This window comes from Rhizobium sp. 05L429, from assembly GCF_056397645.1.
The window spans coordinates 23186-41759 of record NZ_JBFTNV010000004.1; the positions used below are offsets into that span (position 1 = coordinate 23186).

At 61.1% G+C, this 18574-nt stretch carries 24 protein-coding genes; 7 read left to right on the forward strand and 17 right to left on the reverse strand.

Features of this window, described 5'->3' with window-relative positions:
* Window positions 1-56: 56 nt before the first annotated feature.
* The 6 genes from AC1DNW_RS04885 to AC1DNW_RS04910 form a co-directional block, all read right to left on the reverse strand.
* Window positions 57-587, reverse strand: a complete 531-nt coding sequence (locus tag AC1DNW_RS04885; RefSeq protein WP_113307666.1) for an AAA family ATPase — start codon at window positions 585-587, stop codon at window positions 57-59.
* 50 nt (window positions 588-637) lie between these two features.
* The gene (locus AC1DNW_RS04890; RefSeq protein ID WP_113307665.1) at window positions 638-1957 is read right to left on the reverse strand and encodes an ATP-binding protein; all 1320 of its coding nucleotides are present in this window, start codon (window positions 1955-1957) and stop codon (window positions 638-640) included.
* Window positions 1954-2631 carry a response regulator transcription factor gene (locus AC1DNW_RS04895; RefSeq protein WP_477852129.1) on the reverse strand — a complete coding sequence of 226 codons (678 nt, stop codon included), beginning with the start codon at window positions 2629-2631 and terminating at the stop codon, window positions 1954-1956. Before AC1DNW_RS04895 ends, AC1DNW_RS04890 begins: the two co-directional genes overlap by 4 nt.
* Complete coding sequence (locus AC1DNW_RS04900; RefSeq protein WP_113307664.1) at window positions 2628-3197, reverse strand: cytochrome b/b6 domain-containing protein; 570 nt, start codon at window positions 3195-3197, stop codon at window positions 2628-2630. The genes AC1DNW_RS04895 and AC1DNW_RS04900 overlap by 4 nt, the downstream gene beginning before the upstream one ends.
* 3 nt (window positions 3198-3200) lie before the next feature.
* The gene (locus tag AC1DNW_RS04905; protein ID WP_113301493.1) at window positions 3201-3467 is read right to left on the reverse strand and encodes a PepSY domain-containing protein; all 267 of its coding nucleotides are present in this window, start codon (window positions 3465-3467) and stop codon (window positions 3201-3203) included.
* A gap of 123 nt (window positions 3468-3590) precedes the next feature.
* Window positions 3591-3959 carry an NIPSNAP family protein gene (locus tag AC1DNW_RS04910; protein ID WP_113301494.1) on the reverse strand — a complete coding sequence of 123 codons (369 nt, stop codon included), beginning with the start codon at window positions 3957-3959 and terminating at the stop codon, window positions 3591-3593.
* Between the two features lie 379 nt (window positions 3960-4338).
* On the opposite strand from AC1DNW_RS04910, the gene AC1DNW_RS04915 reads away from it, so the two are divergent.
* Window positions 4339-5049, forward strand: a complete 711-nt coding sequence (locus AC1DNW_RS04915) for a DNA helicase (RefSeq protein WP_113307662.1) — start codon at window positions 4339-4341, stop codon at window positions 5047-5049.
* A 39-nt stretch (window positions 5050-5088) separates the two neighbouring features.
* On the opposite strand, the gene AC1DNW_RS04920 is transcribed toward AC1DNW_RS04915, so the two are convergent.
* Window positions 5089-6036, reverse strand: coding sequence for a LysR family transcriptional regulator (locus AC1DNW_RS04920; RefSeq protein ID WP_162748429.1), 948 nt, complete (start codon window positions 6034-6036; stop codon window positions 5089-5091).
* A 191-nt stretch (window positions 6037-6227) separates the two neighbouring features.
* On the opposite strand from AC1DNW_RS04920, the gene AC1DNW_RS04925 reads away from it, so the two are divergent.
* The 4 genes from AC1DNW_RS04925 to AC1DNW_RS04940 all read left to right on the forward strand — a co-directional run bounded on the left by AC1DNW_RS04925 (window position 6228) and on the right by AC1DNW_RS04940 (window position 9688).
* Window positions 6228-6911 carry a glutathione S-transferase family protein gene (locus AC1DNW_RS04925; RefSeq protein ID WP_113307660.1) on the forward strand — a complete coding sequence of 228 codons (684 nt, stop codon included), beginning with the start codon at window positions 6228-6230 and terminating at the stop codon, window positions 6909-6911.
* 258 nt (window positions 6912-7169) lie between these two features.
* Complete coding sequence (locus AC1DNW_RS04930) at window positions 7170-7577, forward strand: (R)-mandelonitrile lyase (RefSeq protein ID WP_113301499.1); 408 nt, start codon at window positions 7170-7172, stop codon at window positions 7575-7577.
* The gene (locus AC1DNW_RS04935; RefSeq protein ID WP_113307659.1) at window positions 7577-8560 is read left to right on the forward strand and encodes an aldo/keto reductase; all 984 of its coding nucleotides are present in this window, start codon (window positions 7577-7579) and stop codon (window positions 8558-8560) included. Before AC1DNW_RS04930 ends, AC1DNW_RS04935 begins: the two co-directional genes overlap by 1 nt.
* A gap of 492 nt (window positions 8561-9052) precedes the next feature.
* A complete protein-coding gene (locus tag AC1DNW_RS04940) occupies window positions 9053-9688 on the forward strand; it encodes a DUF1062 domain-containing protein (RefSeq protein ID WP_113307658.1) in 636 nt (211 codons plus the stop codon).
* A 70-nt stretch (window positions 9689-9758) separates the two neighbouring features.
* Here the strand turns inward: AC1DNW_RS04940 and AC1DNW_RS04945 are convergent, their stop codons facing one another.
* The 3 genes from AC1DNW_RS04945 to AC1DNW_RS04955 all read right to left on the reverse strand — a co-directional run bounded on the left by AC1DNW_RS04945 (window position 9759) and on the right by AC1DNW_RS04955 (window position 12101).
* Entirely contained in the window at window positions 9759-10280 is a 522-nt protein-coding gene (locus tag AC1DNW_RS04945; protein WP_162748428.1) for an NUDIX hydrolase, read from the reverse strand.
* Between the two features lie 172 nt (window positions 10281-10452).
* Window positions 10453-11457, reverse strand: coding sequence for an inorganic phosphate transporter (locus AC1DNW_RS04950; protein WP_113301503.1), 1005 nt, complete (start codon window positions 11455-11457; stop codon window positions 10453-10455).
* Entirely contained in the window at window positions 11457-12101 is a 645-nt protein-coding gene (locus AC1DNW_RS04955; RefSeq protein WP_113301504.1) for a DUF47 domain-containing protein, read from the reverse strand. Before AC1DNW_RS04955 ends, AC1DNW_RS04950 begins: the two co-directional genes overlap by 1 nt.
* A gap of 113 nt (window positions 12102-12214) precedes the next feature.
* Between AC1DNW_RS04955 and AC1DNW_RS04960 the strand changes: the two genes are divergently transcribed.
* The gene (locus AC1DNW_RS04960; RefSeq protein WP_113301505.1) at window positions 12215-12787 is read left to right on the forward strand and encodes an NUDIX hydrolase; all 573 of its coding nucleotides are present in this window, start codon (window positions 12215-12217) and stop codon (window positions 12785-12787) included.
* Between the two features lie 149 nt (window positions 12788-12936).
* Window positions 12937-13410 carry a hypothetical protein gene (locus AC1DNW_RS04965; RefSeq protein WP_477852134.1) on the forward strand — a complete coding sequence of 158 codons (474 nt, stop codon included), beginning with the start codon at window positions 12937-12939 and terminating at the stop codon, window positions 13408-13410.
* An 18-nt stretch (window positions 13411-13428) separates the two neighbouring features.
* On the opposite strand, the gene AC1DNW_RS04970 is transcribed toward AC1DNW_RS04965, so the two are convergent.
* From AC1DNW_RS04970 to AC1DNW_RS05000, 7 genes are all read right to left on the reverse strand, one after another.
* A complete protein-coding gene (locus AC1DNW_RS04970; protein ID WP_113307656.1) occupies window positions 13429-14271 on the reverse strand; it encodes an isocitrate lyase/PEP mutase family protein in 843 nt (280 codons plus the stop codon).
* A 111-nt stretch (window positions 14272-14382) separates the two neighbouring features.
* Window positions 14383-15144, reverse strand: coding sequence for an ABC transporter permease (locus AC1DNW_RS04975; RefSeq protein ID WP_113307655.1), 762 nt, complete (start codon window positions 15142-15144; stop codon window positions 14383-14385).
* Window positions 15141-16067: an ABC transporter ATP-binding protein gene (locus tag AC1DNW_RS04980; RefSeq protein ID WP_113307654.1), complete on the reverse strand. Its 927-nt coding sequence runs from the start codon at window positions 16065-16067 to the stop codon at window positions 15141-15143. Before AC1DNW_RS04980 ends, AC1DNW_RS04975 begins: the two co-directional genes overlap by 4 nt.
* Window positions 16068-16515: 448 nt before the next feature.
* Entirely contained in the window at window positions 16516-17097 is a 582-nt protein-coding gene (locus AC1DNW_RS04985; protein WP_113307653.1) for a cation diffusion facilitator family transporter, read from the reverse strand.
* Window positions 17098-17178: 81 nt separating this feature from the next.
* Complete coding sequence (locus AC1DNW_RS04990) at window positions 17179-17661, reverse strand: GNAT family N-acetyltransferase (RefSeq protein ID WP_113307652.1); 483 nt, start codon at window positions 17659-17661, stop codon at window positions 17179-17181.
* Between the two features lie 92 nt (window positions 17662-17753).
* The gene (locus tag AC1DNW_RS04995) at window positions 17754-18044 is read right to left on the reverse strand and encodes a hypothetical protein (RefSeq protein ID WP_113301511.1); all 291 of its coding nucleotides are present in this window, start codon (window positions 18042-18044) and stop codon (window positions 17754-17756) included.
* A 7-nt stretch (window positions 18045-18051) separates the two neighbouring features.
* On the reverse strand, window positions 18052-18288 hold the full coding sequence (locus tag AC1DNW_RS05000) for a hypothetical protein (protein ID WP_113301512.1): 237 nt from the start codon (window positions 18286-18288) through the stop codon (window positions 18052-18054).
* Between the last annotated feature and the right edge of the window lie 286 nt (window positions 18289-18574).

Here is an 18574-nt window from a genome sequence, read left to right on the forward strand (position 1 = left end):
CGCGCGCAGTGTTACTTCCGATATTCAAGGTGCATATGACATAAGGCCTGCCTGCATTACCCCGGCAGGCGGCTCAGCAGAAAATCGGCACGCGCGGCCACATCGGACTTCGGCAGCATGACGACCTCATAACCGATTTCAGGATAGGCCGCGGTCAGTCGATCATATTCGGCAACCGCCTCTTCAAAACCATGCCGCCGTTCGGGATCGTTGACGTAGATCTCCGGCCACGGTGGCGTCAGAAACACTGTCTGGTGATAGCGATGCCGGTCACGCAGTGTCTCCAGCACCGCTTCTCCGGTAGCGGCCTGCAGCGCGGCGACGGCATCGATCAGGCCGCGGTCGAAGAACGTCCATCCCGCCTGCGTCTCTGCCAGCTTCTGATCTTCGAGCGCCATCGCGATCGCCCGCCGGGCAAAAGCCACTGGATCGACCCAGGGCAAAGCTGCGCCCTGCCCGGCCAGCTCCTCTTTCACGATCCGGCGTCCAGGTTCTTCGACGGTGGCGTAACCGCGCCGGGAAAGCTCTTCGAGCAATGTTGATTTCCCGCCACCCGAACAGCCGGAAATAACGACGGATTTGATCACGGAACCCTCCGATGACAGATGATGTAAAAGAAGCGTGGCGCAGACTCGGGCTATGTGCCGACTTCCAGATCGAAGACATGCCCCTGCCTGCCGGCAGAGCGGCGAAGCGAACCGCGGTGGATCGCGGCAATGCGCTCTATGATATCAAGGCCGATCCCGAGCCCGTCCGTACGGGCTGTGACGTCGCACCCTTGCCGGATGCCGACCGGGTGCCGGTCCTCGACGCGGATCAGGTTGCTGCTGACCCGCACGACGATATTGGTACGCGCGGGCGTGTGGCGAACGGCATTGTCGATCAGGTTGCGGAGGGCATCCTTCAGCAGCGCCGGCACACCCTGCACGAAGGCGGCATCCACCTGCGCGGAGAATTCCAGCGAGTGACCGTTTTCATAGACCCAGGGCGCCAGCTGTTCCACCACGCTGGATGAAAGCGCGACGAGGTCGACCTCCTCGAACATGCCGTGATCGAACGTATCGAGCCTGGCGAGCGTGGTGATCTGGCTGACGAAGCGGACGAGGTCGTCGAGATCCGCTTCCGCCTTCCGTGCGCGCGGATGGTCGATATGACCGAGCTCCAGCTTGATTGCGGCAAGCGGCGTGCGGACCTCGTGGGCGATGCCCGATGTCAGGATCTTCTGGGATTTCATCAGCTCGCCGACACGCGCGAAGGCCCGGTTGACAGCCTCGGCAAGATGGGCGATTTCCCGTGGCATCTCCTGGAATTGCAGGTGTGAGCGGGAATCCATCGGATCGATCCGCTCCGCCGCCTCGGCCGCAATCCGTACCGGCTTCAGCGCCTGGCGCACGGAAAGCAGGGTGGCGCCGAGCACGAGGACCAGCAGAATGCTCATCGGCACGATCATGTGTTCGATCACCTCATTCCAGAAGACATCCGACAGCACGTCCTGCGGATCGCCCATCGTCGCGACATCGACAACGAAGCGCCGCTCGCCGACTGTGAAGGCCCGCCCGCCCACCAATGTCAGCGGCTTGCCGGGCTCGAGTGACCGCAGCCAGAAATCCGGCGGGTTCACATCAGGCGGCAGAAAGCGGCTTTCGCAGGCGGCATCGCAGGACTGGAAAACAAACCCGCCACCGGCCTCGCGGATGCGGGCCACATAGCCGGTCTGCGCCTGCCGGTAGCGCCCTTCGACGCTGTCGGGAAGCCGGTAGCGGATTGTGCCGTCTTCCACCTCGATACCGGAGGCGAGCCGCTCGGTCTCCTGCTCCACGAAGAGGCGCGAAAGCTCCCCGACATTCCAGTAATAGTCGGAAAAGATCACGGCGAGCTGCACCACCATGGCCAGCACCGCAAAGAAGGCGATGCGCCGCGCCAGGATCGCGCCCAGTGTCGGCGATTTCAGTCTCATGCGCGCGCCTCCCGCATCATGTAGCCGACACCCCTGACGGTCTCGATCAGCGCCCCGGTCGGATGCCTCTCGAGTTTCCTGCGCAGCCTCGAAACGGCAAGCTCGACGGCATTGCTGCTGCGCTCGTCGCCGAATTCCGAGAAGGCGTGCTCGATCTTCGGCTTGGGCACGACCCGGCCGCCATTGCGCATCAGAAGTTCCAGCAGGCCCTTTTCGGAGGGCGCGAGCGCGATCTCGGCGCCGGCACAGATCACCCGCCGCGAGGCGACATCATATTGAAGTGCGGCAAATTCCAGGACCGGCATGATGGTTGCCGGCGCGCGCCGCGTCAGCGCGCGGATGCGGGCGATCAGTTCGCCATTGTGAAATGGCTTTACAAGATAGTCGTCGGCGCCGGCGTCGAGCCCGGCGATGCGTTCGTCGATCGCGCCCCGCGCGGTCAGCACCAGAACCGGCATCTGAACCCTTGCGGCCCGCAGCGACCGCAGGAACGCGATGCCGTCTTCATCCGGCAGGCCGAGATCGAGAAGCAGCAGGTCATAGTCCGCTTCCTGCAATGCAAGCCGCCCTTCCTGCGCGAGCGCAAAGGCATCGATCTTCCAGCCGGCATCGCGGATAGCCTCGCAAAGCAGCTCGCGAAGCCGGGAACTATCCTCGACCAGCAGTATCCTCATGCCTTCTTTCGACCCGTGACCATCGACCAGACGAGATTTTCCCTGTGCCTCCAGCTTTCGACGATGGCCGCACCCGCATGAACGAAGGCAAGCACCATGATGCCGTTTGCGATGGTGCCATGCAGTTTCTCCAGCCACTTCTCGCCCCAGAAGGCATCGAGCGTCGTCATCCAGCCGGTCAGCGCAGTTGCCGCCAGCAATGCCATCAGGATCAGCATCATGACCGATGCCAGCGGATTATGACCAAGGTAACGTCTCTCACTGCCATCGATCATATCGAGTATCTGCTCCATCACCCTGCGCGGCGTCGGCAGGAAATCGGAAAAGCGAGCGTGTTTTGTACCGACGAAACCCCAGAGAATACGAATGACGATTGCCGCAGCGACGACATAACCCGTGATGCGGTGCCAGTATTTGCCCTCTTCGAGAATGAAGAGGTTGAGCATGCAGGCCCCCACGATGGTCCAGTGAAACAGCCTGATGACGGGATCCCACACCCTGACCGTCTGCTCGTTGGTATCGGAGGGCTCTTGGCCCTCCTCCTTCTTCGACGAGATGGCCGTCATCGCTCAATCGCCCTTCTGGACGATCTCACCGGAGACCGGATTGAAATAGACTTCGGCGCGTTCGCCGTTCTTGTCCTTGCCGTAGATTTCGTAGCAATTGCCGGTGATCTCGAAGGTCCTGACCTTGTAGCCCATGGCCTCGATCTTCGCCTTCATGGCCGCCTCGGGCATCCATTTGGATTTCGGCTCGCTGGTGCAGCTTGGACTTGCAAGCGCCAAGGCCGGCGTGAATGACAGGATTGCGAGAGCGGCGATCAGTTTCAGCTTCATGATTTTACCCTTTTGCTGCTGCCCCTTGCGGGCGACGGGCAAACGGGTAGCGCGCCGAAGCTGTCTGTTTGCTGTCGGAGAGTGCAGACGATCTCTTCCCCGCCGACAGGAACCCTCCACGCCCTATTCGCTGCGCGGCAGTGGTCGCAGAAACAGGCGCTCGTAACTTTTGAACGGCGGATCGGCCCCGAAGCGTGCATTGGCCGCGATACTGTCCGGGTCGGCGGCAACGCTGGCGCGGTAGCCGAGATAGGTCTGCTCATCCGGGAAAGTGAAGAGAGCGATTGCAATATTGCCTGCCCCGTCTGCCCCGGCACCGGGAAAACTCAATCCCGCGCCATCAGGCTTTTCGCGCGGCATGAAATATCCATGATGCGTTCCGCCATAGCGCTCGATCAACTGGACCCAAACCCCGGCATAGGCTTCGAATTCCCTGCGTTTCTTCGGATCGAGGCGGTAGCGCACCTCGCAGGTGACGGGCATTGTCGACATCAAGGAAAGTCCTCCAATGTCAGCATATAGCTCATCTGGGGATGCCGGCCATGCATCGTCAGCCAGATCTGAGGAAATTGCAGGAAACGCGGCTGCGCATGGAGGCAAAATACCTTCCCGCTTCGCCGTTCCGGCAGAGCGACGAACGGCTCTGCCGCCTCTCCCGCATTTCTCAGGCGATCAGATGTGATCCGGAAGATCCCATCATTTCCCGCTTGTCGCGAATCGCAACGCCCGCTACCTCTTGGACAAGGCTCGACCCAAGCCTCCTCCCTCCAGCCGGGAAGCATCGTCCATGCGGGGTTCATCCACCATCGAACCATCTGTTCGAGCACCGCATAAGGAGGGGTTGCGTTTCCGGCTCGCAATGGAGGTTTGAATGAAACTGTCTGCACCCATCTATCAGCTGAAGCGCCGTGCGAAAATGTTGTCGCGCACCGATACGATTCCGCTCCATCAGGCGCTGGACCGTATCGCGCAGGAAGAAGGTTTTACCGCCTGGAGCCTGCTTGCATCCCAGCATGAGACGCAGTTACTGACCGGCCCGATTCTGTCGCAGCTTGCGGAAGGCGATCTGCTTTTGATCGCCGCCCGTCCGGGTCACGGCAAAACCCTGCTCGGCCTGCAGCTTCTGCTCGATGCTGTCAGGGAAAGCCGCAAGGCCACCTTCTTCACGCTCGAATATACCGAACAGCAGACCATGAAGCGTATTCATGCCCTGCCGGAAGGCGAAGCGTTGGGCGAGAAGATCGAGATCGTCACCTCGGACGAGATCAGCGCCGATTATGTCATGCGGCATCTCGCGGGCGCTCCGCGGGGAACGGTTGGGGTCATCGACTATCTGCAGATCCTTGATCAGCAACGCAGCAAGCCGGGCCTTTCGGAACAGGTGTCTGCACTCCAGACCTTCGCTCGCCAAACCGGTATCGTGCTGGCCTTCATCTCGCAGATCGACCGATCCTTCGAGGCTGATGGCAAGGGCTTGCCGGATCTGGCTGATGTCCGTCTGCCCAACCGGCTTGACCTTACGCTGTTCGACAAAGCCTGCTTTCTCCACAATCGCGAAGTCCAGCTTCAGCATGTGGCTTAAATCGTAAAGCGAGGGCCGGTGTCCGCTAGGTGCCGGCCCTCAGCCTTGCGATATCAGCTGCGGCTGCATCGAGAATGCATCTGAGGCCATTCCCTGCCGCATGCGCTTCGTCGCGAAGTCCACGAAGGCCCTGAGCTTGGGCAGCGACTGGCTGCGGCTTGGATAATAGAGGCAGAGCCCCGGCACATCGCGGGCATGATCTTCAAGCACCGGAATGAGGCTTCCCTGCTCGATATAGTGCCTGATGACTGAGCCGACCGTGTAGAGGAAGCCGACGCCGCGAAGCGCAGCCCGGATCGAGGCCTCGTAATCATTGAGGATCAGCGGGCCATCGACGGCAACCTTCAGGCTCTCGCCGCCTTCGACGAATTCCCAGGTCCGCGACGCCTGCCCGCCTCGCCGGGTCAAGAGAGCGGGCAGCCCCTGCAGCTCTCGCGGATGGCCGGGCCGTGGATATTTGCGAAGCAGGCTCGGCGCGCCGACGACAACGAACTTGTCGGGCGGCGTCAGCCAGGTTGAAACCATGTCGAGTTCGATCGTATGCCCGAGCCGGATACCGGCATCGAACCCTTGTTCGACGATATTGGTGAACTCGTCGTCGCCGACCAGTTCCAGACTGATGCCGGGATAGGCGTCGTGGAAATCCGGCAGCAGGCTGTTGATCAGCAGCGAAACCGCCGGGCGCGGCGCATTGATGCGCAGGTTACCACCAGGCTGTTCGCCGAGATCGCGGGCGGCATTCACGCCCGCCTGAAACATCGCTGCTGCCGGCTTGGCATGGGCAAGCAGCTTCTGGCCCGCTTCCGTCAGCCGAACGCTGCGGGTCGTCCTCGCAAACAGCGCAGCCCCTACCCGCCTCTCGAGCGTCTGGATACCCTGGCTGATTGCCGACGGGGTCAGGCCCAGCTGGCGTGCCGCTGCGCGAAATCCGTTCTGCTCGGCCACCGCCAGAAATATCGCAAGGCCATCCAGTTCGGCTCGGTCCATTGTGCAGCTCCACTTTACAGCATGATCAGATAAGGGATTATTATCAAACAATAGGTCGCATGCCATATCTTGGCAAGAAGCGCGGCCAACAGCTTTCCGCCCTTCCAACCTTGATGAGCAATCCCTCGGGCCCGGCGTCCTCTCGATCGAAGAGGCGCGCCTTCACGCCTGCCCAAAAGAGAGAGAATTCCATGAAAATCTATGACAGACCGGGCTTCCCCAACCCCATGCGCATCCGCATCGTGCTGGCGCAAAAGGGCCTGGATTCCGAAATCGAATTTGTCCCTGTCGACCTGATCGCCGCCGAACACAAGCAGCCGGCCTTCCTGGCGAAGAACCCGTCCGGCGTGCTGCCGGTCCTGGAACTGGATGATGGCACGCTGATTTCCGAAAGCACGGCGATTACCGAATATCTCGACAATCTCGATGGCAAGCCGGAACTCACCGGCCGCACCCCACGGGAAAAGGCGCTGATCCATATGATGCAGCGCCGCGCCGAAGCCTTTGTCCTCGATCCTGTCGGCATCTTCTTCCATCACGCCACACCTGGTCTTGGACCAGCACTTCAGGCCTTTAAGAGCCCGCAATGGCCGGGCCGCACGGAAATGGGCGAGCGCGAGGGCGAGAAGGCGAAGGAAGGGCTGCGCTATTTCAACGAGATCCTCACTAGGCAACCCTTCCTGACAGGCGAGATCTATTCGATGGCCGACATTACCCTGCTCGCCGGCCTCGCCTTTGCCGAAGTCGCCGGTATCGTTCCGTCTGGCCTCGACGCGATGACGCAGTGGCAGGCACGCATGGCCGATCTGCCCGCCGTCAAGAACCGCAGCGGACAGAACTTCCTGCCTGAAGACCTGAAGCGCCTGGGTTTCTGAGCGCTGGTGCGGACACAGCCGCGATAGCTTAGCGCATCCACCACGACAGCGAAGGCCGGCGTCCGTTGGCGCCGGCTGGACCCCGCGTAAAACCTCCCCCGCGCGCGATGGTCAGGAAAGTGGCGATGTCGTCAAGACCGGCCCGGCCCATTCATAAGCTCCCCTAATAGGTTCATGCGCAACTTAGCGTCTAATCGCAGAACTGCGTAGCCGCTAAAAGGTCGACAGCAATTATGGTAGCAGACAAGGAGCTCCGACATGCAGATCAAGCGAAGCGGCTTTGCCCCTTCCGTTAGGGGACCGGAGGCCTATTTCACCGGAACCGTGCGTCTCGACTCCCGTTTCGACAGCGAAGACCCGGATCGCGTCGGCGGCGCCACGGTGACTTTCGAGCCCGGCGCGCGCACCGCATGGCACACTCACCCGCTCGGCCAGACGCTGATCGTCATTTCCGGCCTCGGCTGGGCGCAACGCGAGGGCGGCCCGGTGGAAGAGATCCGGCCGGGCGATATCGTCTGGTTCGCGCCCGGCGAAAAGCACTGGCACGGCGCCACGCCAACCACGGCCATGAGCCATATCGCCATCGCCGAAAAGCTCGACCGCAGCGCCGCCGACTGGATGGAAAAGGTCAGCGACGAACAATATCACCTGACGGAGATACGATAATGCAGAAGCGCAAACTCGGAACAGACGGCCCTGAAGTATCGGCCCTCGGCCTCGGCTGCATGGGCCTCAGCTACGGTTACGGCCCGGCAACGGACAGGCAGACGGCCATCACCCTCATCCGCACCGCCTTCGGCCGCGGCGTGACTTTCTTCGATACGGCCGAAGCCTATGCCCAGGGCGCCAATGAAGACCTGCTCGGCGAAGCGCTGGAACCCTTCCGCAACGAGGTGGTAATCGCCACCAAGTTCGGCTTTCGCGACGGCGATGTCAGCAAGGGACAGGACAGCCGGCCGGAGCGCATCCGCGCAGTGGCCGATGCTGCCCTGAAACGGCTGCGCACCGACTGCATCGATATCTTCTACCAGCACCGCGTCGATACCGAAGTGCCGATGGAAGATGTCGCCGGTGCCGTTAAGGATCTGATCGCTGCCGGCAAGGTCAAGCATTTCGGCATGTCCGAGGCCGGCGCAGGTTCGATCCGCCGCGCCCATGCGGTCCAGCCGGTCGCCGCCCTGCAGAGCGAATATTCGCTGTGGTGGCGCGAGCCCGAGAAGGAAATCCTGCCGCTGCTCGAGGAACTCGGCATCGGCTTCGTGCCCTTCAGCCCGCTCGGCAAGGGCTTCCTGACCGGCGCGATCACCGAGACCACCAGTTTCGACAAGACGGATTTCCGCAATGTCGTGCCGCGCTTTTCGGAGGAAAACCGCAAGGCAAACCAGGGCCTCGTATCAGTGCTATCAGGCATCGCCGCCGCCAAGCAGGCGACGTCGGCCCAGATCGCGCTCGCCTGGCTGCTGGCACAAAAGCCATGGATCGCGCCGATCCCCGGAACCACCAAGCTGCACCGGCTGGAAGAGAATATCGGCGGTGCGGCGATCGAGCTGACGGCGCAGGATCTGCAGGAGATCGAGGCGGCGCTGGCCGATGTCACCGTGCAGGGAGATCGCTACCCGGCGCACCTGCAGGCCCGCGTCGGCCGGTAAGTTGCCGGCCCTGAAAGGAGTTGTCATGACCGACAATATCAAGGAAACACCGTCGTCATAACGCGTGTCGATATCAATGAGATCCTGTTCCGGCCGAGGGCGCAGGAGCTCTAATCCTTTCCTGACGTCAGCGGAAAGTTGCAAAAATGCCGCAATAGCGCAGCTTTCCCGCTGTGCCGCGGCTCACATCTCCCCCTCGCTGACATCATTTGCTATTCGTTCGCTCGAAGAGCATGGGCGCATCGAGGTAGATTTTGCCTAAGTAAGAACCGGTCTCAATCCAGTTTCACCCGTACTGCCGGATAGCCGCGGGCTATCGGCGTATGAATACGTTCATCGGGTGGTGGCAAGAGACCGGTTTGGCATTGTTCCGATCGCCAGCGCAGCTCCGCTGTCTCTGCTCTTCAGCCACCCAAAAGCATCGCCACTCCGCGCCTTCAAGGTTTTCTCTCGCGCCATCTTGGTGAACTTCCGAATGGAAGACCAAGACTTATGTGCTGTTCACTCAGGGTCCGATGGACCATTACGCCGAAAACTGCCCCCCAGCCCTGGATCGCATGTGGCGGATGCGGCGGATTGAGAGCCTTTCAATCCAGCGGCAAGATCCGGCTCAATGCCAATGGCCGCAAGCTGGATGCCTGGCTCATCTACAAATGCCTGGCCTGCGACAAGACCTGGAACCGGCCGCTCCTCGAGCGCCAGAACGTCCGCGACATCGATCCTGAGACCCTCGAAGCGCTGCAGTCCAACGATATCAAATGGATCCGGATGGAGAGCTTCAACCTCGATGCATTGAGGCGCAAGTCGCAGCGCGTCGACGAATTCCCGGAATTCGAAATCGCCAGAGAGGTCATGCGGGAAACAGCCGATTGGACGCGGCTGGAGATCGAATTGTTGGTGCCGTTGCCATCGGGTATGCGGCTCGACCGCCTGCTGGCGACCGAGCTGAAAGTCTCGCGCACGCGGCTCCAGACGCTCCACGGGAAAGGTCTGCTCCGGACGAATCCGGATCGTGCCGACGTTCTGCGGCGGCGTATCAGGACCGGCATCGAAGTGATGATCGACCTCGCGGCCGTCGCGGATCGCGAACTTTCCTGGGGACCTCTGGCGACCGGCAGTCCCCGCTAGCCTATAGGACGAAGGCCCGTATGCCGGGCCTTCGTCACCTCCTGGTATCCTCCGCCGCAACTGACGGCTGTCAGTGCGATGGCGGCGACCTGGCCAGCGACACCGCCGCGCCAGCCACCGGCCGCCGTCCGGCGATTCGGTGCGGCTTCAGCCGGTCCTGCGATGTCAGTGGATTGTCCGCATCGATGGACTGGAAAAGCGCCTGCAGTTCAGGCTCCTCGACAAGCAGGGCTGCCTCTGCCGGCGAAATCCAGATCTTCTGCCTCTGGGCGCGCTCCTGAAATTGATCGACCTCGTTTTTGAGCCTGAGCAGGTGGATAGAGACTGTCAGCGGCGTCTCACTGTCTTTCAGGTAGGTGTAGTAGCCAAGCGGCCTCTTCCTGACCTTGCCTACGATGCCAGCTTCTTCAAGCGCCTCGCGCTGAGCACAACGATAGGGCTTTTCCTTCCTCTCCAGATAGCCCTTCGGGATCACCCACCTTCCGGTATCGCGGCTGGTGATGAGCAGCACGCTCAGCCTTCCGCCGCGCTCGACCCGACAGCAGATGGCGCCGCACTGGTTGATCCCGCGGCTGCCTGCTCTAGCGGGCATTTTCGCACTCGATTCAGATGGATGCTCAGACAGATCCATTATCCGCTCGCTATCGCCTTCTCCTTGCTTGGGAAATAGAGCGCAACAGGTGATCGAAAATAGCAGCCCCTGAAATTGAGGTATCGAATGCGTGAAGCAGGCACCCCGGCGGATCGGGACGATGCCCCTGCTCTCAGCCGAACAGGCTCGCGATACCGTAGGAAGCGGCGGCGATGATTGCGGCTGCCGGCATGGTAATGATCCAGGCGATGACGATATTGCCTGCCACGCCCCAGCGCACGGCGGACAACCGCCGCGCCGCGCCGACACCGACGATCGCACCGGTGATCGTATGTGTCGTGGAGACGGGAATGCCGAGCCAGGTCGCGGCAAAGAGCGTCAGCGCCCCGCCGGTTTCGGCGCAGAAACCCTGCATCGGATTGAGCCGGGTGATCTTCGAGCCCATCGTATGAACGATCCGCCAGCCGCCGAACAGCGTGCCGAGCGCCATCGCCGACTGGCAGGAAATGACCACCCAGAGCGGCACATGGAAACTGCCGCCGAGATGCCCCTGGCTGAACAGCAGAATGGCGATGATGCCCATGGTCTTCTGCGCATCGTTGCCGCCATGGCCGAGCGAATAGAGCGAGGCCGAGATGAACTGCATGAAACGGAAGGTGCGGTCGACGGCAAAGGGCGTCTGGCGCACGAACATCCAGGAGACCACGAGAACGAAGAACAGCGCCAGGAAAAAGCCGATCGCCGGCGACAGGAAGATCGCGCCCACCGTCTTCAACAACCCGCTCCAGACGATCGAGCTGACGCCGACCTTCGCGAGCCCCGCTCCGACAAGCCCGCCGACCAGCGCATGCGACGACGATGAGGGTATGCCGAACAGCCAGGTGACGATGTTCCAGACGATCGCCCCCATCAGCGCCGCAAAGATCACCTGCGGCGAGACGATGGCCGGGTCGATGATGCCGGTGCCGAGCGTTTCGGCAACATGCAGGCCGAAGAACAGAAAGGCGATGAAATTGAAGAAGGCGGCCCATGCGACGGCATATTGCGGCCTCAGCACCCGGGTGGAGACGATCGTCGCTATCGAGTTTGCCGCATCATGCAGCCCGTTCAGAAAATCGAAGAACAGCGCCACACCGATCAGGCCGACCAGCAGCGGAAGGGAGAGAGAGGCTTCCATCAGACGTTCTCGATAACGACGCCGCTGATTTCGTTGGCCACGTCCTCGAACCGGTCGACGATCTTTTCCAGGTTGGAATAGATCTCGCTGCCGATCATGTAGGCCATGGCATTGCCGCTGGGCCCATGCCGGCGATAGAGGTCCTTCAGCCCTTCGTCATGCAGCTCGTCGGAGCGTCCCTCGACCCGGGTGATCTCCTCGGCAATCGCCGACAGCCGCGAGGCATTGGCGCCGATCTTGTCGAGCAGCCCGATCGCCTGCTGCATCAGGATCGCCGCCTTGATGATCTCGCCGCCCATTTCCCGCATCAGCGGATCGAAGCTCGACTGCTCGAAGAGCCGGATGATCTTCACCGTCTTGTGCATCATGTCGATCGCATCATCCATGGACTGGATCAGGTCCTTGATGTCACCGCGGTCGAAAGGCGTGATGAAGCTGCGGCGGATCGCCAGCAGCACCTCGCGGGTGATCTGGTCGGCCTCGTCCTCCAGCGCGACGATGCGGTCGCAATTCTCCTGAACCGCCTCGCCTTTCAGGAGCTTCTCCATCGCCTCGGCTGCTGCCACCACGGTTTTCGCATGCCTGGAGAACATATCGAAGAAGCGGTCCTCCCGCGGCATCATCTTGCGAAACACGCTCATCATCTCGGGCGATCCTTCCCTGTGCGAACGACTGTCCATAGGAGACTGTCATAAATCTGTCATAAAGCGTCGCAGGCAATTGATCGAAAAAGTAAAAATTGACAATGCTAGATGTCATGAAATCCAATAAAAAAGGCGCAAAACCCCGCGCCGGCACATCCCAGCCACTGCTGAAGCAACTTGCAGCTAGGCCCGAGAAGCTCTTCTCCGGCGCCTTTCGCCAGCAATATGGCGCGCTCTGCTTCCGTCGCGGGAATGCCGGCCACGATAACAAGAACCCCGCAAGCAAGAGTTCCGAGATCGAGATCCTCGTCGTCACGACGCGCGACAGCGGCCGATGGATCATTCCCAAGGGCTGGCCGATGAAAAAGAAGAAGCCGCACGAAGCGGCCGCCATCGAGGCGTGGGAGGAAGCCGGCGTGCGCGGAACGGTCAGCAAGCATCCCATTGGCCGCTACACCTATCTGAAGGAACTGGACGACGGTGACGTCGCTCCCTGCATCGTCGATATCTTCCAGATCGAGGTGGAGGCAGCACAAAGCGAATTCAGGGAGGTCGGCCAGCGCGTGCTGGACTGGGTCAGCCCCGATGAAGCGGCACGGCGCGTGCGCGAACTCGAACTGAAATCCTTGCTCGTCGATTTCCGCCCCCGGCACGGCAAACAGAAACAGCGCAAGAAGAATGGTTGATTGGCAGGCATCCGGGTTCTGTTATCTCGCACTTACAACCATCACCTGTTTGACGCCGGGCCGCCATCATAAAGCGGCGGATAAGCCGCAATTCGAGCCCAGCTTCGCGCAACTGGCAGGAATTGGCCTGCCCGAATGGGGAAACACCGATGCCCGGAGCATCATCGAGCGCGTGCATGCAAACAGGCTTCCATGCGATTTTCATCCTGTTGGTCCTCTGCCTGCGGCCAGCAGTCGGGATGCCGCGATGTCCTCCGCAGAATGAGCTGCTGGCAAAGGCGAAGGTGGTGGTCGAGGCCAGGGTGAAATCGCTTTTCATCGGCGAATCCGGTTTGGTCGTGACGGACGAATTCCCGACCCGGATGATCCGGGCGGATCTGGAGATCAGGAGGGTCATTAAAGGCGAATTCGCCGGAAAGGAGGTGACGATGTATGGGGCAATGTTTCCCCCAGGACCGTACCGGGAGTTGAGCCTGATGGCATTAGTGGCCGGGTATGACGGTCACGACACCTTCGAGTGGGAGCTCTCATCTTACGAGCTCGGCGATACCGGCATGTCGCTCTTCGTAATGAGCGACTGCATATACTACAAATTTCCCGACCTCATCACCAATCCGCAATGAGAGGCCATCGATGCTGCCCTACTGCCGGTCGCCCTGCTTCTCCTGCGACATGAGCTGGCTGAGCGTGGCTGCCGGGATCGCATCGGCGGCGTAGGTGAAGGTGCCCGACGATTTCACCTCCTCGGCCGCCCGCAGCAGTGCACCAAGTGCCGCGCGTGCAAAAGAGCCGCCCACGCTCACACGGCGCACGCCAGCAGCCGAAAGTTCGGCAACGCTGTAGCGCGGCCCTTTCAGGCCCATCACCACGTTGACGGGTTTGTCGACGGCGGCGCACACCGTGCGGATCGCTTCGATATCAGGCAGCCCGGGCGCATAGAGCACATCGGCGCCGGCTGCCGAGAAAGCCTGCAGCCGCCGGATCGTGTCATCGAGGTCGGGTCGGTTCCAAAGAAAATTCTCTGCCCTCGCCGTCAGCAGGAAAGGCAGTGTCCGCGACGCTTCCGCAGCGGCCTGCACCCGTTCGGCGGCCTGCGACAGATCATAGATTGGCCTTGCCGGATCGCCGGTGGCATCTTCGATCGATCCGCCGACAAGACCGACTTCGGATGCAAGCCGGATCGTCTCGGCACAGATTTCGGGCGCCGCACCAAACCCGTCTTCGAGATCGGCCGAGACGGGAAGATCGGTTGCGCCGACGATCTCGGCGGCATTGTCGAGGATCTCGCCCCGCGTCAGACTCGCAAAGGAATCCCGCTTGCCTTTCGAAAAGGCATAACCGGCGCTGGTCGTCGCCAGGGCCTCGAAACCGAGGCTCGTCAGAATCCGTGCCGAGCCGGCATCCCACGGGTTCGGAATGACGAATGCCTCATCCCGGTAGTGCAATGCCTTCAGCCGCTCGAACTTCGCCTGTTGCTCCGCCACGACTCTCCTCCTCCGCAAATGACAGCGAGGCCAGACTAGCAGTCGCGAACAAAATGTGAACGATTTTGTACCGCCTGACCGGATTTTGTTCGGTGGCTGTCGCCCGCCCGCTCAGTTGCGCAGCCTGTATCCCGTCTTGAAGATCCAGCCGAGCGTGCTCAGGCAAATCACCAGAAACAGCGAGATCATCCCGAGGCTGACCAGCGGGTTGACGTCGGCAATCCCGAAGAAGCTCCAGCGGAAGCCGCTGACGAGATAAAGCACCGGATTGAGATGGCTGACGGCCTGCCAGAAGGGCGGCAGCATGGTGATCGAGTAGAAGCTGCCGCCGAGGAAGGTGAGCGGCGGAACGACCAGCATGGGGATGAGGTTCAACTGCTCGAAATTCGTCGCCCAGATGCCGATCATGAAGCCGAACAGGCTGAAGCTGATCGCCGTCAAAAGAAAGAACAGCACCATCATGAACGGATGTTCGATCCGGACATCGACGAAGATATTGGCCGTCACCAGGATGATGACGCCGATCAGCAGCCCCTTGGTGGCCGCCGCCCCGACATAACCGATCAGGATCTCCGTCATCGCGACGGGGGCTGACAGGATCTCGTAGATCGTGCCGGTGAATTTCGGAAAATAGATGCCGAAGGAGCCATTGCCGATGCACTGGCCGAGCAGGGTCAGCATGATGAGGCCGGGCGTGATGAAGGCACCGTAGGAGACGCCCTCCACCTGCTGGATGCGCGAGCCGATGGCGGCACCGAAGACGATGAAATAGAGCGAGGTGGAAATGACGGGCGAAATGACGCTCTGCAGCAGCGTGCGCCGGGTCCGCGCCATCTCGAAATAATAGATCGACTTGATCGCTTCGAAGTTCATCTTGCGCCTCCTACCAGCGATACGAAGATGTCTTCGAGCGAGCTCTGGCGCGTCGAGAGATCCCGGAAATGGATGTTGTTTTGCCCGAGCCGCGTCAAAAGCGATGCGACGCTTTCATGCTCGTTGTGGGTGTCGAATTCATAGACCAGCCGGTTGCCCTCGGCCTCGATCGACAGGCCGTTGCCGGCAAAGCAGTCCGGCAGTTTTTCGAGCGCTTCGTTGAGTTCGAGGATGAGTTGCTTGCGGCCGAGCTTGGCCATCAGCGCCTGCTTGTCTTCGACGAGCAGCAGCTCGCCGCCGTTGATGACGCCGACGCGGTCGGCGATTTCTTCCGCCTCTTCGATGTAGTGCGTCGTCAGGATGATGGTGACGCCCTCGCCCCGCAGCCGCTCGACGACATGCCACATATCCTTGCGCAGCGTCACGTCCACGCCGGCTGTCGGCTCGTCGAGGAAGAGGATGGACGGTTCGTGCGACAGCGCCTTGGCGATCAGCACGCGCCGCTTCATGCCGCCCGAGAGCTGGCGCAGCGTATTGTCCTTCTTGTCCCAGAGAGACAGGTCGCGCAGCACCTTCTCGATATGGGCGGGGTTGGCCTTCTTGCCGTGCAAACCGCGCGAAAAGCTGACCGTATTCCACACCGTCTCGAACTGGTCGGTGGTCAGCTCCTGCGGCACCAGGCCGATCAGCGTGCGCGTGGCGCGGAAATCCTTGACCACGTCATGGCCGTCGACCACGACCGTGCCGCCGCTCGGATTGGCGATGCCGCAGATGATCGAGATCAGCGTCGTCTTGCCCGCCCCATTCGGCCCGAGCAGCGCTAGGATTTCGCCACGCTCGATCTCGATGTTGACGCCCTTCAGCGCCTGGAAGCCATTTGCATAGGTCTTGGTGAGATTTTGGACGGAAATGATTGGTGCCATGGGGCTCTTTGCGGATATCAGGTCAATTCGCCCGCTATATAGCCCCTTTGTGAAACTTTGACATCCCGAGGGGCCTGAACACTGAATTCACACCATCGGCCTATCCACCAATAATGTCGGGCATCGGATGCCTATCCACAGGCCAAATCAGCCGATGAAAAGAAAGTCGTCTCCCGGCTCCCGATGTCATCAATCGGTGATGTTCGTCCCGCATAAAAACACGCGAGGACAGCACCGGCTCCCGCCCGCCGCCACCCCTTTGCGGAGCCGCCCTCTCGGCGATCTCGTTACGCCCTTTCTGCTGTCCTCGGCATTGTAGTGAAATTTATTATCAGTCACGAAATGCCAGGAACCGGCCAGTATCCTCTGTTCAGCCGCGTTCGTCTAAGCCGGCCCTAGGCCGGCTTTCTTTTTTCTGCGTGTCGGCCGCTTCGTTCGAAAACGCAGCTTAAGGCACAGCCTCATGCTCCTCCCGCGCCGCCTCCCAGACTTCCTTCGCCGTATCGAGGTTCATCAAGGCAATGGCAAGTCCGACGAGGAGATCGGGCCAGATCGAATGCCAGAGATAGGCCGTCACCAGACCAGCGGCGATGATGGCGACATTGGCGGCCGCATCGTTGCGGGCCGACAGAAATGCCGCCCGCGTCAGCGAGCCGGCGGCATGGCGGTGGGCGGCAAGGATATAGGCGCCGAAGAGATTGACGGCGAGCGCACCAAGTCCCGCAAGCGACAGCGGCAAAGGCAGCGGCGGCACCGGATGAGCAATCTTGCCCCATGCCATCAGCAGGAAGGCAAGCGCCGGCACCAGCAGGATGCCCGCCATGCCCATGCCGACCCGCGCCCGATTCTTTGCCGACCATGCCATGGCGAAGAAGATCAGCAGATTGACCGAAGCATCTTCGAGGAAATCCACGCTGTCGGCGAGCAGCGAGACGGAACCGATCGCCAGCGCCACGGCAAATTCCACGCCGAAATAGCCGAGATTCAGGAGCGCAACCGTCATGACGGTGCGTCTCAATGTCTGCTCCATGGTGCTGTTCCCCTACCCGAATCCGGCCAGACCTCGTGAATACCCCTCCGACAGGATGGCTGCCCGGTCTTGTTCCGCAGCCTAGAGATCCCTGAACATCACGAGCGCATCGACATAGCCGAGATCAGGATGATTGAACGCCCCCGGAAGCCGCCCGACCACCTGGAAATCGAGTGACTGCCAGAGCCGCACTGCCCGCTCGTTCGAACTGACGACGAAATTGAACTGCATGGCCCGGAAGCCGCGCTGGCGCGCATGGGCAAGCGAGTGCTGGTGCATGATGCGCGCGACACCCTGGCCCGCCGCTTCGCGCGCGGTCATATAGCCGCAATTGCAGACGTGATTGCCGCCGCCGGCTTGATTGGCCCTGATATAGTAGGTGCCGATGATGCTGCCGCCGTCATCGGCGACGAAGGTTTCCTTGTCGGAGCCGAGCCAGTAGTCGAGCGCATCGGCCTCGCTCATGTTGCGATCGAGCGTATAGGTTTCGCCCGCCCGGACGACAGGTTCCAGGATCGCCCAGATGGCGCTGCGGTCTTCGGCTTTGGCAGGTCGGATCAACATGGCCTGATGTTTGCACGACCAGATGGCGCTCCGCAACTGCGGCATGGCGCCTGAAGAGGGCAGCGGAACAAGAAGACGTGGAGGGATCTGCTTCAGTCGTTGACGCTCTCGAGGATATCGTCGAGCAGCCGCTCGGCATAGCGCATCGTCTCGAATTGCTCTTCCGGCGACAGCTTGTGTGCAACGCATTCCGCCCGGATGGCTGTTCTCAGCTTCGCCAGTAGGGCCGCCTGTTCATAGGGCGTGAAGGCGCTGTCGCGGACGGTGATCTTCGCGATCGTTTCCAGAATGGCGATCCTCCCCTCCACCTGCCTTGTCGAGCCGACATAGAACGGCCGCTGCGACCGGAGGTTTCGGCGCGGGAATGTTACGACATTGCTCATGGTGCCCTCACAGGGCCGGCGTCTTGAAATCGGAACCTGACAGCATGGTGTGCAGCTTGTGCTCGCTGTCGGCGCCCTGCCGGTAAAGGTCGATTGTTATGCGGGCGAGTTCACGCGCCTCTGTGCAGTCGCGTGACCAGCCGCGCTCGGCGCAAAGCTTGTCGAAGGCCTTTTGCACGATCGCAAGCTCCACAGCACCGATCCAGCGGTCCACAGGTGCATCCGTTATAATCTTCGGTTGCATGATCTCCTCCCGATCGCTCCATAAAGATGCTGCCAAACGCATGAAGGAGAAGAGAGTTCCACACAAAATGCAGGACGCAAAAAGAATCCCGGCAGGCGCTGGAAAAGGCTGGTTTCGGGGTCTGCCGTGCGGCATCGACTCGCGCAAAATGGAAAAACCGACGCGCTGGGAACCGCCTTACCGGGTGCGCGCGGCTACTGTTCGGGAAACCACAAACGCAACCTACAATCGTCATGGCAGTCTATGTCAACGCGAAAGGTCAGCCCGCTCTCTGCTCGACGAGGCG

Excerpts from the sequence above, each read along its gene's own strand:
- AC1DNW_RS04890 (WP_113307665.1), bottom strand. The coding sequence starts at position 1,957 with ATGAGACTGAAATCGCCGACACTGGGCGCGATCCTGGCGCGGCGCATC.
- AC1DNW_RS04895 (WP_477852129.1), bottom strand. The coding sequence starts at position 2,631 with ATGAGGATACTGCTGGTCGAGGATAGTTCCCGGCTTCGCGAGCTGCTT.
- AC1DNW_RS04900 (WP_113307664.1), bottom strand. The coding sequence starts at position 3,197 with ATGACGGCCATCTCGTCGAAGAAGGAGGAGGGCCAAGAGCCCTCCGAT.
- AC1DNW_RS04905 (WP_113301493.1), bottom strand. The coding sequence starts at position 3,467 with ATGAAGCTGAAACTGATCGCCGCTCTCGCAATCCTGTCATTCACGCCG.
- AC1DNW_RS04910 (WP_113301494.1), bottom strand. The coding sequence starts at position 3,959 with ATGTCGACAATGCCCGTCACCTGCGAGGTGCGCTACCGCCTCGATCCG.
- AC1DNW_RS04915 (WP_113307662.1), top strand. The coding sequence starts at position 4,339 with ATGAAACTGTCTGCACCCATCTATCAGCTGAAGCGCCGTGCGAAAATG.
- AC1DNW_RS04920 (WP_162748429.1), bottom strand. The coding sequence starts at position 6,036 with ATGGACCGAGCCGAACTGGATGGCCTTGCGATATTTCTGGCGGTGGCC.
- AC1DNW_RS04925 (WP_113307660.1), top strand. The coding sequence starts at position 6,228 with ATGAAAATCTATGACAGACCGGGCTTCCCCAACCCCATGCGCATCCGC.
- AC1DNW_RS04930 (WP_113301499.1), top strand. The coding sequence starts at position 7,170 with ATGCAGATCAAGCGAAGCGGCTTTGCCCCTTCCGTTAGGGGACCGGAG.
- AC1DNW_RS04935 (WP_113307659.1), top strand. The coding sequence starts at position 7,577 with ATGCAGAAGCGCAAACTCGGAACAGACGGCCCTGAAGTATCGGCCCTC.
- AC1DNW_RS04940 (WP_113307658.1), top strand. The coding sequence starts at position 9,053 with ATGTGCTGTTCACTCAGGGTCCGATGGACCATTACGCCGAAAACTGCC.
- AC1DNW_RS04945 (WP_162748428.1), bottom strand. The coding sequence starts at position 10,280 with ATGCCCGCTAGAGCAGGCAGCCGCGGGATCAACCAGTGCGGCGCCATC.
- AC1DNW_RS04950 (WP_113301503.1), bottom strand. The coding sequence starts at position 11,457 with ATGGAAGCCTCTCTCTCCCTTCCGCTGCTGGTCGGCCTGATCGGTGTG.
- AC1DNW_RS04955 (WP_113301504.1), bottom strand. The coding sequence starts at position 12,101 with ATGATGAGCGTGTTTCGCAAGATGATGCCGCGGGAGGACCGCTTCTTC.
- AC1DNW_RS04960 (WP_113301505.1), top strand. The coding sequence starts at position 12,215 with ATGAAATCCAATAAAAAAGGCGCAAAACCCCGCGCCGGCACATCCCAG.
- AC1DNW_RS04965 (WP_477852134.1), top strand. The coding sequence starts at position 12,937 with ATGCCCGGAGCATCATCGAGCGCGTGCATGCAAACAGGCTTCCATGCG.
- AC1DNW_RS04975 (WP_113307655.1), bottom strand. The coding sequence starts at position 15,144 with ATGAACTTCGAAGCGATCAAGTCGATCTATTATTTCGAGATGGCGCGG.
- AC1DNW_RS04980 (WP_113307654.1), bottom strand. The coding sequence starts at position 16,067 with ATGGCACCAATCATTTCCGTCCAAAATCTCACCAAGACCTATGCAAAT.
- AC1DNW_RS04985 (WP_113307653.1), bottom strand. The coding sequence starts at position 17,097 with ATGGAGCAGACATTGAGACGCACCGTCATGACGGTTGCGCTCCTGAAT.
- AC1DNW_RS04990 (WP_113307652.1), bottom strand. The coding sequence starts at position 17,661 with ATGTTGATCCGACCTGCCAAAGCCGAAGACCGCAGCGCCATCTGGGCG.
- AC1DNW_RS04995 (WP_113301511.1), bottom strand. The coding sequence starts at position 18,044 with ATGAGCAATGTCGTAACATTCCCGCGCCGAAACCTCCGGTCGCAGCGG.
- AC1DNW_RS05000 (WP_113301512.1), bottom strand. The coding sequence starts at position 18,288 with ATGCAACCGAAGATTATAACGGATGCACCTGTGGACCGCTGGATCGGT.